A 13821-nucleotide genomic window follows, 5' to 3' on the forward strand; every position below is an offset into this window, starting at 1 on the left:
TCATGAGAGGGCCTCCTTTGTGGGACGTATGACCTTCCGAAACCCATACATACCACGGAGCGCCCTCTCTTCCAAGCTTTTCCACTCTAACCTATTGATCCATCGTCGTTATAAAAGATCTTCACCCTATTTAATCGTGGTCTGCCCCTCTATTGTCCGCTACATGAGCCCACGTCATGTTCGAGATCGTCTGAACACCGAGATCGTCAGACGTGATTCCAAGGTAGGGACGCCCCTCGGCATTGGTGATTCGCCAAATGCCGAGGTAGATGTCTGCGAATTGAAGGCCGACAGCTTCAACAAGTGGGCGTATAGGAAAGCCGTCAAACTCCAATGTGTGCCAAGAGAACCCTGTGGGGAACTTTGACTTATAGCGTGCGTGGTCGTTCCAGATGAGCCGCGGCTTTGTCGGAAGATCTCCCATGCCTCCGAGAAGTCCGTCGACGAGATGGAGCGTTGCCTGGCGTCGCCCTTTGCCAAGCCTAACTGGTGTGTGGTCATGGTCCGCGATGATCTCGAGCTGATCAACGACCAGATGCGCGTCTGAGAGCATAGTGCGAAGCATTATCGATGCGAGCTGGGATAGATAATTGCTGAAGCTGGGTGTCTACGGTGTCAGGAGACGTCCTGGACAAGACCTTACGAAGGCTATTGAGGTGTATAGGCGATATCAGCTTAAGTCCAGCGAGTTCTCTAATGGAAGGAACGAATGTTCTGAAAAGCAGCTCGATGTCCCGACGAGGTACGTGCTTCCATGGAGTTTTAAGCCTCGCCGCAGGGTGGTTCAACTCACGAAGATGCAGTCTTGGAGGCTCGTGATTAGGTAACCAAAAGCCCTTATGATCTCGGGCAAGCACGACCAAGTTCTGGATATGCCGTGCAGTCGCAATAATCGCCGATAACGACCGAAACACCAACGCGCCTACGAAGAACAGGTTGTGCTTGTTGTCCAGCGTCTCATCGATAAACAACAGTGGCGGAGTGTTGAATTGATCAATCGGGTGTAGGGGCATCGCGCATATGACTTTCCCTGCTCTTACCCAAATCTTTCCCCACGCCGGAAGGTCGTCGACTAAGCCGCCCGACACGAGTTCCTCGTGCAGGCGCTCAGCCTCCGCCTGAGCGTCAGCGTCTTCGTACGGCAGAAAGGTATGTACAGTCGAGTTCAATCCGCCCGCACCGCCATGTTCAAGTAAGCCGCTACGCGGCAGGGTCGCTTCGCCACCGTAGCCCCTCAATCCATGCAGTCCGAGGGTCCGCGGCCACGGCACTGGCTGCGGCCGCCTGTGGACTTCTGCCACCTCCCAGCTTTTGCAACCGCAGGTAGCCCTCAGCCGTTCTCGTGGCGCCGCAGTACGCCTCTGGCATGCCCGCCACGCGCCACCCCCCGCTTTGAACCTACAGATCGCCTGTTGTAGATTGGCTGAACTCGCCGACGGCTCGTTTCCTCCATCCTTCCAACCACCGTCGCGCTGCCACGGTCTGCACTGCCGGAAGCATTCCCCATATATATTGCGTCTCGCCCCCGTCCGGGCTTCTTGAACATCGGATTGAGCACGACCCTGCGGGTCGTCTCAATCCTTATTAGTTAGGGCACTGTTTACGCCCATCGCTCAGAAGTGCATGGTCAGCTCTAAGCGCGGTCCGCGTGCAGTGATCGGCGCATCGAGCCGAACCACACGGCCTGGCTGAGACGAGATTGCACCTGAGACGAAGTCTCTTGCCGTTACTACGCCTGCCGCCACGAACTCAGCGAATGTAACGCGACGGGGTGCGGTCTCACCAAACAACACTGCGTCATAAATGAACGCATCCTGGAGACACCGAATGTGAGCGCCGATGCCTGGCCCATCCGGTGCGTTCTCCGTGCAGTTGACTCCCATCACGGCACCTTCTGTAGCTGCGATGGGACCGCCGCTGGCACCGCCGTGGATACGGAAGTCCACTTGCGGGTAGGGGAAGGGAATCCACGCGGTCGCGGAAGTCACGGACCTCTTGGACGGGCCCTGGGTAAAGTTCAGGCCGAAAGGAAATAGTTTGGCCGCCGTCCGTCTGCCCGATTGGGTGAACGGGGAAAGGCATACGTGGCAGCGGCGGTGCCCACTGATGGAACTGACCAAGTCAGCGGCCAACTCCAATGGGAGAGCATTCCGCGAGTGAGGTTGTTCGTTGCGCGAGCCGCGACACCCAGCGCGATGTCGGCGATGTCCCCGAGCCAGCATTGTATTATCCGGCGTATCAGATACTCCTGAGCCCCGAATAGCCCGCTTTCGGAGCGCGGATGCATGATAGCCAGAGACGCGATCTGGCGGTCGCCTTCGAAGAGATCGTCGATCACGTGCTTCGCGGTGACGAACAATCCCTCGTTGCTAATGTAGAACCCCGTTCCGATGAGGCGCCACTGGCCCTCAGCGTCGTGCTTTAGCAGCGGGAAAGTATGTCCCATGGGGTTCGGAAGGGGGCCGTTGCCCGCCTCGAAGTCCCAGGTGTTGAGATCGGCTTCACCGCCAAGAGGGCTCGGAATCGGGTTCGGCATGACCAACAGCACCCCAACGAAACAAGATCAGTCGCGCCGGACAAGAGGGCTTGGAAAAGCGACGGCGATCCACGGCTCGGCTGCAGCGCACGGTTCAAGAAGCTTCGCCACCATAGCCCCTCACAATCCATGCAGTCCGAGGGTCTGGGCCGCAGCACTGGCTGCGGCCGCCTGTGGACTTCTCTGCCACCACCCAGCTTTTGCAACCGCAGGTAGCCTCAGCCGTTGCCTCGTGGCGCCGCAGTCCGCCTCTGGCATGCCCGCCACGCGCCACCCCCCGCTTTGAACCTACACATCTCCCGTTGTAGACTGGCTGAACTCGCCGACGGCTCGTTTCCCCCATCCTCCCCAACCACTGTCGCGTTACCCCGGTCTGCACTGCCGGAAGCATTCCCCATATATGTATATATAGCGTGTCTCGCCCCCTCCGGGCTTCTTGAACAACGGATGGAAGCGACCTTTCAGGTCGCCTCAATCCTTATTGGTTAGGGCTCACCAAGCCTTCCTTTGAGCGCATTCACCAAAGATATGACTGTTCCAGAGGTGATCTCGGAGGGCTTCTCTGCCCACTTCAGGTAATAGTTAACGCCAACGGCATTGGATGTCTTGTGAAGCAGCGTGTCAGAATTCGAGAGGCCGCTTAGCTGGCTTGCCTCGTTGCAGTAGACCTGAATGACGGAGTCTTTTCGTGGAAAAGACTCTGGCCAGAACGAACTGCTCGCCTTAAAGATATGGGTTAGCTGTTGGAAGGTCATTGTTGCGAATGGGATTAGAGTTGTTACTTTGGTGAGTAGCTTGAAGTTCAGTTGGCTGAGAATATCGCTGCTGTTTATCTGACTGACAATAAGCGCGCGGTCTTCTGCAATGAATGCCAGCGCGGGCAATTCGTTCGCGTAAAAGACCGTGCCCTGAACACGCCGCTTTTCGCAATATTCGCGCGCAGAGTCCCATGCTGCGTGCATGCAACCTTCCGCGTAGCTCGTGATCCATGTAGACCACCAGGCGTTTCTCCCGTGGAAGGCGTAGAAGATCTTCACTGCTCGCACGTCTCTGACGATATAGCCGAGGTCGCTAGCTGCAACGCGTGATGCTGAGGACAATTGCATGTGAGCCCTAACGCTTCGCCTAACCGGCGGAATAAAGTGGCAGGAACGAAAGCGACCGACGCTTTATTTCGTCCGTGTTGACGTGATTGTTAAATCGTTGTTCCTGCTGCAATTGCGACTCCGATTGAAAGCGCTGTATCTACGACTTTTGAAAGTAGACTGTAAGAACCTTGTTGTACTAATTCCCCCATTCGCTCTCCCAAAGTCTGCTCCATAGATATTGAATCTGGCATAGCCTTCAGTGCCTCAAGGCCTTTAGGGGAAAGAATGGCCCCGTGAATAGTAGATTCTGTGACCTGCTCCGCCCAAATGTAACCAGCCTCCACCAGCCATTTTCCAGTGTTCTCAAAAACCATTAATCGGTCAAACGCTCCTTCGAAATCCTCTTCGGAAATGTCACTGAAGAAACCTTCCGGCAAGGAATTCGATGAGATATGTTTTCTAAACGGAAATGAACGATATAGCTCGGCGAAGATCAGTGCCGTGCATCTATTGAACGATTCAATGTGGCTCATCATTTTAGTCGGAGTTGTGGCTTCGAGAGGCGGCGTGCAGCTTGTCTAGCTTCAGCGAAAAGATTGCGCTAGTGAGAACAGCTAGTAAGGATGATCCAATAAACATCCAACCTGCCATAGTCGAAAGCGACCAGACAATGCATGTAAGAGCGCCAAAGCCCATAGACCAACCGCCGACGCCTATTGCAACGGTATACCAAGTCCGGATGGTCTTCACCTTGGTGCTAGCTGCAATTCCTTTACGTTCAACGCACTCAAGAGTAAAGGCGTAGCAGCCTAGAAGCGGGATCGCGATCGCCAGAAGTAGAACGGCGGCACAGAGAAGCCTAGTGAGAGGCTTGATGGTGGCCAAAGACCAACAGTGCCGACGCCTGCAAGCGCAATGGTTACAAGCTTGTCGGACCACAAATCTTTCACAGTATCTTTCATAGGAAAATGTCCTCTTTGCGAGTCGCCCAACGAAAAAAGATCAGCCGCGCCGGACAAGACGACGGCGATCCATGGCGTCGGCTGCAGCGCCTGTATAGACCAAGGCGCCTGAAGTATCTCACCGCCGAGCCCCGGAGACAAGCGGCGATGGGTTCCCCGTGAAGCGCTGAAGAGTCGCAGCGACGCTGCTGACGGGACCCCGGTGTTCTGGCTGGGTGCAGCCACCCACCTCACCAATCCGCATGGCGGTTCTCTCATGGCGTTTGATGAGAGCCCATGGGCTATCTGCCGTCTTTACCGTCGATGCGGGCTACAAAGCCTTTGCTGTTTCTGCTTTAATGCTTTTCGAGCCCGACCTATCATTTGAGGGGAGCCCATGACAGGGCGGAATGCCGATAGCCGGTTCCGCCGGTGTCTCATTCGGCGGATCGCGGTGACGGGAATGCGCCCTATGTCCCTGTGGGTCGCCCACCCGACACACGGGATTGCCTTCTCGATGCCAGTTCTAGTCGAGCGGAGACGGCGCACTCGTGATATGTCGTGGGTGATCTGGGCGCTCACGTGACGAGCTTGCTCGCCTTCGCGGGCAAGGATTGGGTCCGGATCGCTTGTACGAGCCCGGCGATCTCGGGATCGTCCGGGATTGCCTGGCCGAGTAGCCAGGTCATGAGCTCGGGATCCGGGGTATCGAGCAGTCTGGCGTAGGTGCGGCAGTCTTGCGGCGTGAGATCGTAGCCGGCCGAGAGGAAGCCCATGAGGATCAGGTCCAGCTCGCGGGTGCCGCGCCGGGAGCGCCAGAGGAGCTGGGCGAGCGTCGGCTCTCGGTTTTGTTCCCCTTGGTCCATGAGCACCGGATCGATACAAACCGCGGATCTTTACCATCCACGGTCACGAATCGCATTTTTGATCCCCTCACCCTAGCACTCTCCCGGAGGGCTCGGAGGGAGAGTGGATCCAAGGAGGCGATTTATGACCGCCGCCAGTAATGCAAACGAGATCTATAGGCTCCGGGCCGCGAGCAGCTTCTTGATCTCGCCGATGGCCTTGGCGGGGTTCAGGCCCTTGGGGCAGGTCTTCGAGCAATTCATGATGGTGTGGCAGCGATATAGGCGGAAGGCATCGTCGAGCTGGTCGAGGCGCTCCTCGGTCGCGCCGTCGCGGCTGTCCACGATCCAGCGGTAGGCCTGCAAGAGGGTGGCAGGCCCGAGATAGCGTTCTCCGTTCCACCAGTAGCTCGGACAGCTCGTCGAGCAGCACGCGCACAGGATGCACTCGTAGAGCCCGTCGAGCTTGGCGCGATCGGCCTTACCCTGCAGCCGCTCGCGTTCCGGTGCCGGCGTATCGGTCTCGAGCCACGGGCGGATCGAGGCGTACTGGGCGTAGAACTGGGTGAGATCGGAGACGAGATCCTTGACCACCGGCAGGTGAGGCAGCGGATACACCGCCACGGCCTCATCCACCTCGGCGATGGCCTTGGTGCAGGCCAGCGTGTTGGTGCCCTCGATGTTCATCGCGCAGGAGCCGCACACCCCCTCCCGGCAGGAGCGGCGGAAGGTCAAAGTCGGATCGATGTCGTTCTTGATGTAGATGAGCGCGTCGAGCACCATGGGCCCGCATTTCTCGAGGTCGATCTCATAGGTGTCGAGGCGCGGGGGCTCGCCGGCGTCCGGGTCGTAGCGGTAGACCTGAATGGGCTTCTTGGTGGCGGCCCCGTTGCCAGGCGCGAAGGTCTTGCCCTTGCGGACGCCGGAGGACAGGGAGAGGCGGAGACCGGACATGGTTCTAGTATATCCTTGGCCTAGTATATCCTTGGTTAATACACACGTGGTTTGGGCGCGATCACCTCGACCTCGCCGCTCAATGTGTAGAGATGCACCGGACGATAGCCGAAACGCACCTCGCCGTTCTGGTCGATCCAGGTCAAGGTGTGTTTGAGCCAGTTTTCATCGTCGCGGTTCGGGTAGTCCTCGCGCGCGTGTGCCCCACGGCTCTCGGTGCGGTTCCCGGCGGCATGAATGCTGACCACGGCCTGGGCCAGGAGGTTTTCCAGCTCCAGGGTCTCGACGAGATCGGTGTTCCAGATGAGGGAGCGATCGGATACTTGCACGTCGGCAAAGGAATCCCAGACCGCCCGCAACTTCGTGATCCCCTCTTGAAGCAGCTCCGCGGTACGAAACACCGCCGCGTGGTCTTGCATGATGCGCTGCATGTCGAGGCGGATGTGTGCCGTCGGTCGCGAGCCGCGCGCGTGACGCAGGCGGTCGAAGTGCGAGAGGAGCGGATCCGTGACACGCTCGGGCAGGGGCGGATGAGGCGTGCCCGGGGGGAGGTGGGCGGCGCAGTGCTTGGCGGCGGCGCGGCCGAAGACGATGAGGTCCAGTAGCGAGTTCGACCCCAGCCGGTTGGCGCCGTGTACGGAGACACAGGCGGCCTCGCCGATGGCCATGAGCCCCGGCACGATCGCGTCGGGGTCGCCGTCCTTCAGGGTGACGGCCTGGCCGTGGTGGTTGGTCGGGACCCCGCCCATGTTGTAGTGGGCGGTCGGGATCACCGGGATCGGCTCCTTGGTGACATCGACCCCGGCGAAAATGCGCGCCGATTCCTCGATCCCCGGCAGGCGCTCGCGGATGACCTCGGGACCCAGATGCTCCAGGTGCAGGTGGATGTGGTCGTGTCCGGGACCCACCCCCCGGCCCTCGCGGATCTCGACGGTCATCGAACGGCTCACCACGTCGCGCGAGGCGAGGTCCTTGGCGTTCGGGGCGTAGCGCTCCATGAAGCGCTCCCCCTGGGAGTTGGTGAGGTAACCCCCTTCGCCACGCGAGCCCTCGGTGATGAGACAGCCGGCGCCATAGATCCCGGTCGGGTGGAACTGGATGAACTCCATGTCCTGCAAGGGCAGACCGGCCCTGAGCGCCATGGCGCTGCCGTCGCCGGTGCACGTGTGAGCCGAGGTGCAGGAGAAATAGACCCGGCCGTACCCCCCGGTCGCAAGCACCACGGCATGGGCCCGGAACTCGTGCAGGCCCCCGTCCGCCAGGTTCCAGGCCAGGACCCCGCGGCACGCCCCGTCCTCGTCCATCAAGAGGTCGAGGGCGAAGTACTCGACGAAGAACTCGGCGCGGTGCTTCAGCGCCTGCTGATACAGGGTATGCAGGATGGCATGGCCGGTCCGATCGGCGGCCGCGCAGGTGCGCTGGGCGATGCCCTTGCCGAACTCCGTGGTCATGCCGCCGAACGGCCGCTGGTAGATCTTCCCGTCCTCGGTGCGCGAGAACGGCACGCCGTAGTGCTCCAGCTCGATGACCGCCGGCACCGCCTCCCGGCACATGTATTCTATCGCGTCCTGATCGCCCAGCCAGTCGGAGCCCTTGACGGTGTCGTACATGTGCCAGCGCCAGTCGTCGGGCCCCATGTTGCCGAGCGCCGCGCTCATCCCCCCTTGGGCCGCGACGGTGTGGCTGCGGGTCGGAAAGACCTTGCTGATGCAGGCGGTGGTAAGCCCCTCCTCTGCCATCCCGAAGGTCGCCCTGAGGCCGGCGCCGCCGGCGCCCACGACCACGACATCGTGCGCGTGCCGGATCAAGGGATAGGCCGGCTGCGTCATCCGAGGCCCGCGAGCACCCACAACACCGCCAGCACGCCGACGACCGCCAGGAGGCCCAGGACCACCTGGACCGCAAGGACACCCTTCGCTTTGACCCACTCGATGTGGACATAGTCGTCCATGACCACCTCGACCCCCAGATAGGCGTGATAGCACAGGGCCAGGATGAACACGACGAGCAGCAAGGCCACACCGGGCGACCCGACCCATGCGGCAGCGGCGGCGTGCCCGGCACCGACCATCGTGATCAGGGAAGCGGCGAACCACAGGCTCAGGGGCACTAGCACCACCGCCGTGATGCGCTGCCACCACCAGTGGTGCAAGGCCGGACTTTTGGTCCGAAGCGCGCGCAGGCGACCGTAGAGGCCCCCGATATTGATTATTTTGTAGATGGGCAGGCCCCTGATCCCTAGGCGTGGGAGGTTCACGCCTGGGCCCCCGAGTAAATAAAGGCCAGGAGCCAGGTGATGGCGGTCAGGATGGCCGTCGCGACCAGGGCCGCCTGACCCGAGGCGTCCACGGTCTTCATGTCGAAGCCGTAGCCGGCATCCCAGAACAGGTGGCGGATGCCGTTGCAGAGGTGAAAATAGAGCGCGAATGACCACAGGAAGAGGCAGATGATGCCAACCCATGAGCCCAGGGTCTCTTGCAGCCCGGCATAGGCCTCGGGCCCACGGGCGACGGCCACGAGCCAATAGACGAGTACCACGGTCCCGAGCGTCAGGAACACCCCGGTGGCGCGGTGGGTGATGGATAGGAGGGCAGCCACCGGCATCCGGTAGATCTGCAGATGCGGCGATAAGGGTGTGTTTCTAGCCGCCATACCGGTCAGCGATCCCCGCCATGACCTTCATTCTGCGGTGGGGCCGCGGCGCCGGCGGGCGCTCTGCTGCAGTCCCCTGTTGCTCCGATTGCCTGTTTTTTCCCCGATTGAATGGCTGGTGGGGCCCTTCGCACCGGTACCATGCTCGGTAAGGCCACACGCCACCCTCCGGCAACCGACCGATTCGACCTTCTATCGAAACGGAGTCAAAAATCGATGCAGCGGCCGCGCCGTTCCCAATCCCCAAAGCGGGTCGGCTCGGGTCGCTGGGGCCCGCCGATCTCCGGTACAAGCTGGGCCTCGGGCGGACGCGCCCCGTCGGGTTCGTGCACCGGCGGCTCCGGAGATCGATCCAGCGCCTGCACGACGGACGTCTCGCCCATGGTCCTAGGCGGTTGCACTCGACTTTCCCTCCCCGCGCCGTCGTCTTCTCCCCAGAACGCCGGCGCCCTTGTCTATCATCCGGTTAGTATCTTGCCTGGCACGGCCGAATGCAAGGTTCCGGTCTGCCCCGGCCTGAGCGTGGCGCTCTGTGGGAGGGCGTCGCGATGCGCGTCTCCGGGGGATTCGCGCCAGGAGGTCAGGCCTTGCGTGAACAGGCCTTGCGTGATCACAAGTCCCTGCGGCGCTTGGCCGCCATGCGCTCGCCGATCACGATGAGCCGCATCACGCGTTCGCCGGCGTTCTCCAGGTGTCCGCGCGACAGGCGCAGCGCCTCGGCCAGGTCCATGTCTCGGGCCGCGCCGGCCTCTAGTGCATCGATCCCGTGCTCGAACACGCCGCGCGCGTCATCCGCCAGGCCGCCGCCGATGGCGACCACGGGGATCTTGAGCCTGCGAGCGGCCTTGGCGACTCCCGACGGCGTCTTGCCAAAGGCCGTCTGAAAATCGACCTGACCCTCGCCCGTGATGACGAGATCGGCGCCGCGCAGGTGCTTGGCGAGATCGACTGCGTCGCTGACCAGATCCACGCCGCGTTTGAGCTTGGCCTTTGCGAAGGCGATGAGCCCGGCGCCCAGGCCCCCGGCGGCGCCGCCACCGGCGACGCGCATCACGTCGATGCCGAGGTCGCGCTTGATGAGGGCCCCGAGATGGCGCAGGTTCCTGTCGAGGATCTCGACCATCTCGGGGGTGGCGCCCTTCTGCGGGCCGAACACCCTGGCCGCGCCCCGCGGACCGCACAAGGGGTTCTCGACGTCGCAGGCGATGGTGATGCGCGTCTTGCGGACGCGCGGATCCAGCCCGTGCATGTCGATCTCGCTGATGCGCTCTAGGAGGCCGCCGCCAACCGGTTCGCCAATCGCCCGCCCGTTGCCACCCAGGAAAGAGACGCCGAGTGCCTGGGCCATGCCGGTGCCGCCATCCACCGTGGCCGAGCCTCCGATGCCGATGATGATGGCGGAAACCCCGCGCTCGATGGCATCCAGGATCAACTCGCCCGTGCCGTAGGTCGTGGCCCGCAAGGGGTCGCGCCGCTCCGGTGGGACCAGCGGCAGCCCGGAGGCCTCGGCCATCTCGATGGCGGCCGTCGTCCCGTCGCCCAGAATGCCGTAGCGTGCGGTGACCGGCTCCCCGAGCGGTCCCACGACGCGCTTCTTGATGATCTTGCCGCCGGTGGCATCGACGAGCGACTGGACGGTCCCCTCGCCGCCGTCGGCCATCGGGACCTTGATGCACCTGGCGCGCGGGCGCACGCGCTTGATGCCTCGCTCTAGAGCGGCGGCGACTTCGAGGGACGTGAGATTCTCTTTGAACGAATCGGGGGCTATGACGATCTTCATTAGGAGTTTTCTCGTCACGTGCAAGACGCGGTGATTGTAGCAGAGCAGACCGGCCATGATTAAACTCTAGGGGGTTACGGGGAGGCGGACTTTGGTCGGGACCCAGAAGCACGCGATAGATCTCCCGGATGGGCGCCGGCTCGGTTACGCGGAGTATGGCCGGAGGGGCGGACACCGGCTCTTCTATTTTCACGGGCTGCCGGCCTCCCGATTGGAAGCGGCGTTCCTGGACCCGGTGGCGCGCCGGCGCGGGGTCCACGTGGTGTCCGTGGACCGACCCGGCTTCGGGCTGTCCGACCCCGCACCGCTACGTAGCCTCAGGTCCTTTGGGCACGATGTCGCCGCACTGGCGCTGCAACTCGGGATCGGGCGTTTCGGGGTGCTCGGGGTCTCGGCCGGCGGCCCTTATGCCTTGGCCTGCGCCTTTCAGATCCCCGCGCTTCTCTGCGCGGTCGGGGTCGTCGGAGGACTCGGGCCGGTGTATGAAGACTGGGCCGTGGCCGGCATGCGCTGGCATGCGCGGCTCGCCTTCCGCTTGGCGCGCCAGGCCCCCTGGCTCCTGTGGCCCGTGCATGGCGCGCTGGTCGGAAACTTCATGCGCTTCTGCCCGGGACTCACGCACCGGCTAGTCGTCGCCGCCGCCCCGATGGCGGACAGCCGGGTATTACGGCGCCCCGAGATCCGCGCGCCCCTCATCGCCTCGCTGCGCGAGTCCATGCGCCAGGGCCCGGGCGGTGCCTTGCAGGACCTCAGGCTCTTGGCCCGGCCCTGGGGTTTTCGCTTGCAGGACATCGCGATCCCGATCGACCTATGGCACGGCGAGGATGACCTCGTGGTCCCGCCGGAGCACAGCCGCCATCAAGCGGCGGCGCTGCCACGCTCGCGCATGCGGTTCCTGCCCGCCGAGGGACACTTCTCGCTCCCCGTCGAGCACATGGACGAGATCCTGGGCACGTTGACCGGCGGAGGATGACAACCGGCCGGTGCGGTGACCCGTGCGGTCCAATTCCCCCACGGTCGCCGCGATTCCTAGCCTAGGTGTCGGCAGTTGCAGGACGAGGCGAGCGCATGGCAGATGCCAGGCGCAAGGGCTGATGAGAATGGCAGGCCGTGTGTGGCGCTATCTCTGGGCCTCGCCGGTGACGCTCTTCGGGCTCTTGGCCGTGGCCTTGTCGCTCTTCTCCGGCGGGCGGGCACGGACGCACACCGGCGTCCTCGAATGTCACGGGGGGTTTGCTCGCCTGCTCTTGAGCGTGACGCCCGTGCACGCCCACGCGATGACGCTCGGGCACGTCGTGCTCGGCCGTGATGCGGATTGCCTCGAGCGAACGCGAGCGCATGAGCGCGTTCACGTGCGGCAAACGGAGCAGTTCGGGGCGTTGTTCCCTTTTGCCTATCTGGCCTGCTCCGCCTGGGCCCTCCTGCGCGGGCGGCATTACTACCGCGACAACTGGTTCGAGCGGGACACGCGCCGGTCCTCGTGACGACGCGGCCACGGACCGGCTCGAAGGGCCGGCTCGAAGAGTATTACTCGAACGTGAGATCGCAAAGCACCGTTTCCCAGTCCTCGACCTTGGCCGCGCCCGGCTTCGATCTTCCTGCACCTCGAGCCCACCAGGGCCCCGTTAATCAAGCGCTTTTCGAAGCGTGGCGACAGGCCGCTCGGGCGAGCCTAAACCCAAGCACCGCGTACGATATTCGCCCGAAGTTCGCTCCACTGGGGATAGGATAGCGATTCCCGCGAGGTCGCCGATCGTACACCGAACCTACCCTTGGGTGCGCGGATGACCGGACCGAGAAACTCGGTGCCCCGCCAAACCGGCCTACGCGACGCAGTCAGCCCTTCATCGAGTCCGACATGAGGCCGCTCCCGCCGATGCGCCGCCGACTGTCATCTTTACTGCGACTGAGCCCTGAAAACTCTATCCCGATCACCCGTGGAAGAAGTGTCAATACGTGCACAAGGTGCCCGCAGTCGCCCATCACAGGGGTACACCACAAACCCTCGCCCTTCGACACAGTATTGATCTCCTTAGCAGTTTCCGTATCCTCTCCAAGGTTCTTGACTAGTTAGTCTAGAACGTCTAGGCTTACGGTCAGGGTTGCATAGAGTCTCTCCGTACCGTTCGTTGTGACCTCTATTTCACCCTCGCCGGTGGCCTTCCATTCTTTAAAAGGCGCGCCGTCTTGCAAAACCTTACGTTCCTTGCCCTCTAGATTGGTGACCTTGAAGGTCGTTTTACCGCACGGCGAGTGCGTGTGGGCGAGCAGGCTGCCCGCCCCACGGGTGGAAGGCCCGAGCCGTCGAAGCTAAGCGCCCCACGCAAGTGTTGTTGGTCTCTACCTATGAGCTAGGCCATCAACCCTTCGGCCTAGCCGAGCCAGCCGCAATGCTGCGGCAACGGGGTGCCTTCGTGAAGACACTGGACCTCGACGTGGAGTGTCTCGATGAAGAGGTATTTCGCGGAGCCGACCTCATCGCCTTTTACGTTCCGATGCACACTGCCACCCGCCTGGCGGCGCGGATGATCCCTAAGGTGCGAGGCTTGAACCCCGGCGCGCATATCGCCGCCTACGGGCTCTATGTGCCGATGAACGAGGTCTACTTGCGACACCTAGGCGTCCAGACTGTATTGGGCGGCGAGTTCGAAGAAGGACTCACCGCCCTGGCGCAACGCCTCGAGTGCGGCGTGGAAGCGATGCCGGGCGAGCAGCCGGAGCCGCGCATCTCGCTCGCCCGGCAGGATTTCGTCATCCCCGATCGCGGAGGACTTCCCGGCCTCGATCGGTATGCCTATTTGCAGTTGCCGAACGGAGATCGGCGGACGGCCGGCTATGTGGAGGCGAGCCGCGGTTGCAAACACCGGTGTCGGCACTGTCCGGTGGTGCCAGTCTACAAGAGATATTGTCAAGAGTTGTGGAAAGCATGGTCAGGCGGCTTCCTTCCGATTGTCTTCGTCTTGACGGCGTTCGATTTGAGCACCGTCAACGAACGGAACACCAGCACGCACCAAGGGTAGCAGAT

General features: G+C 62.2%; 14 protein-coding genes. 4 read left to right on the forward strand and 10 right to left on the reverse strand.

Annotated elements, in window-relative coordinates:
• Positions 1-379 precede the first annotated feature (379 nt).
• Complete coding sequence (locus M3461_23060) at positions 380-547, forward strand: hypothetical protein (protein ID MDQ3777020.1); 168 nt, start codon at positions 380-382, stop codon at positions 545-547.
• Positions 548-2017: 1470 nt separating this feature from the next.
• Here M3461_23060 and M3461_23065 read toward each other — a convergent pair.
• The 10 genes from M3461_23065 to M3461_23110 form a co-directional block, all read right to left on the reverse strand.
• Entirely contained in the window at positions 2018-2548 is a 531-nt protein-coding gene (locus M3461_23065) for a serine protease (GenBank protein ID MDQ3777021.1), read from the reverse strand.
• Positions 2549-3021: 473 nt separating this feature from the next.
• A complete protein-coding gene (locus tag M3461_23070) occupies positions 3022-3573 on the reverse strand; it encodes a hypothetical protein (GenBank protein ID MDQ3777022.1) in 552 nt (183 codons plus the stop codon).
• 158 nt (positions 3574-3731) lie between these two features.
• A complete protein-coding gene (locus tag M3461_23075; GenBank protein MDQ3777023.1) occupies positions 3732-4157 on the reverse strand; it encodes a hypothetical protein in 426 nt (141 codons plus the stop codon).
• Positions 4158-5143: 986 nt separating this feature from the next.
• Positions 5144-5431 carry a succinate dehydrogenase assembly factor 2 gene (locus M3461_23080; protein ID MDQ3777024.1) on the reverse strand — a complete coding sequence of 96 codons (288 nt, stop codon included), beginning with the start codon at positions 5429-5431 and terminating at the stop codon, positions 5144-5146.
• Positions 5432-5584: 153 nt separating this feature from the next.
• Entirely contained in the window at positions 5585-6364 is a 780-nt protein-coding gene (locus tag M3461_23085) for a succinate dehydrogenase iron-sulfur subunit (GenBank protein MDQ3777025.1), read from the reverse strand.
• A 35-nt stretch (positions 6365-6399) separates the two neighbouring features.
• Positions 6400-8193, reverse strand: a complete 1794-nt coding sequence (gene sdhA, locus M3461_23090; protein ID MDQ3777026.1) for a succinate dehydrogenase flavoprotein subunit — start codon at positions 8191-8193, stop codon at positions 6400-6402.
• Positions 8190-8621, reverse strand: a complete 432-nt coding sequence (gene sdhD, locus M3461_23095) for a succinate dehydrogenase, hydrophobic membrane anchor protein (GenBank protein ID MDQ3777027.1) — start codon at positions 8619-8621, stop codon at positions 8190-8192. The genes sdhA and sdhD overlap by 4 nt, the downstream gene beginning before the upstream one ends.
• Entirely contained in the window at positions 8618-9016 is a 399-nt protein-coding gene (gene sdhC / locus M3461_23100; protein ID MDQ3777028.1) for a succinate dehydrogenase, cytochrome b556 subunit, read from the reverse strand. Before sdhC ends, sdhD begins: the two co-directional genes overlap by 4 nt.
• A gap of 206 nt (positions 9017-9222) precedes the next feature.
• The gene (locus M3461_23105; protein MDQ3777029.1) at positions 9223-9399 is read right to left on the reverse strand and encodes a DUF1674 domain-containing protein; all 177 of its coding nucleotides are present in this window, start codon (positions 9397-9399) and stop codon (positions 9223-9225) included.
• A gap of 227 nt (positions 9400-9626) precedes the next feature.
• Entirely contained in the window at positions 9627-10796 is a 1170-nt protein-coding gene (locus M3461_23110) for a glycerate kinase (protein ID MDQ3777030.1), read from the reverse strand.
• Between the two features lie 91 nt (positions 10797-10887).
• On the opposite strand from M3461_23110, the gene M3461_23115 reads away from it, so the two are divergent.
• From M3461_23115 to M3461_23125, 3 genes are all read left to right on the forward strand, one after another.
• Positions 10888-11769, forward strand: a complete 882-nt coding sequence (locus M3461_23115; protein ID MDQ3777031.1) for an alpha/beta hydrolase — start codon at positions 10888-10890, stop codon at positions 11767-11769.
• Between the two features lie 121 nt (positions 11770-11890).
• A complete protein-coding gene (locus M3461_23120) occupies positions 11891-12280 on the forward strand; it encodes a hypothetical protein (protein ID MDQ3777032.1) in 390 nt (129 codons plus the stop codon).
• A gap of 906 nt (positions 12281-13186) precedes the next feature.
• Complete coding sequence (locus M3461_23125; protein ID MDQ3777033.1) at positions 13187-13816, forward strand: hypothetical protein; 630 nt, start codon at positions 13187-13189, stop codon at positions 13814-13816.
• Positions 13817-13821: the final 5 nt, after the last annotated feature.

The organism is Pseudomonadota bacterium, assembly GCA_030860485.1.
Taxonomy (GTDB): domain Bacteria; phylum Pseudomonadota; class Gammaproteobacteria; order JACCXJ01; family JACCXJ01; genus JACCXJ01.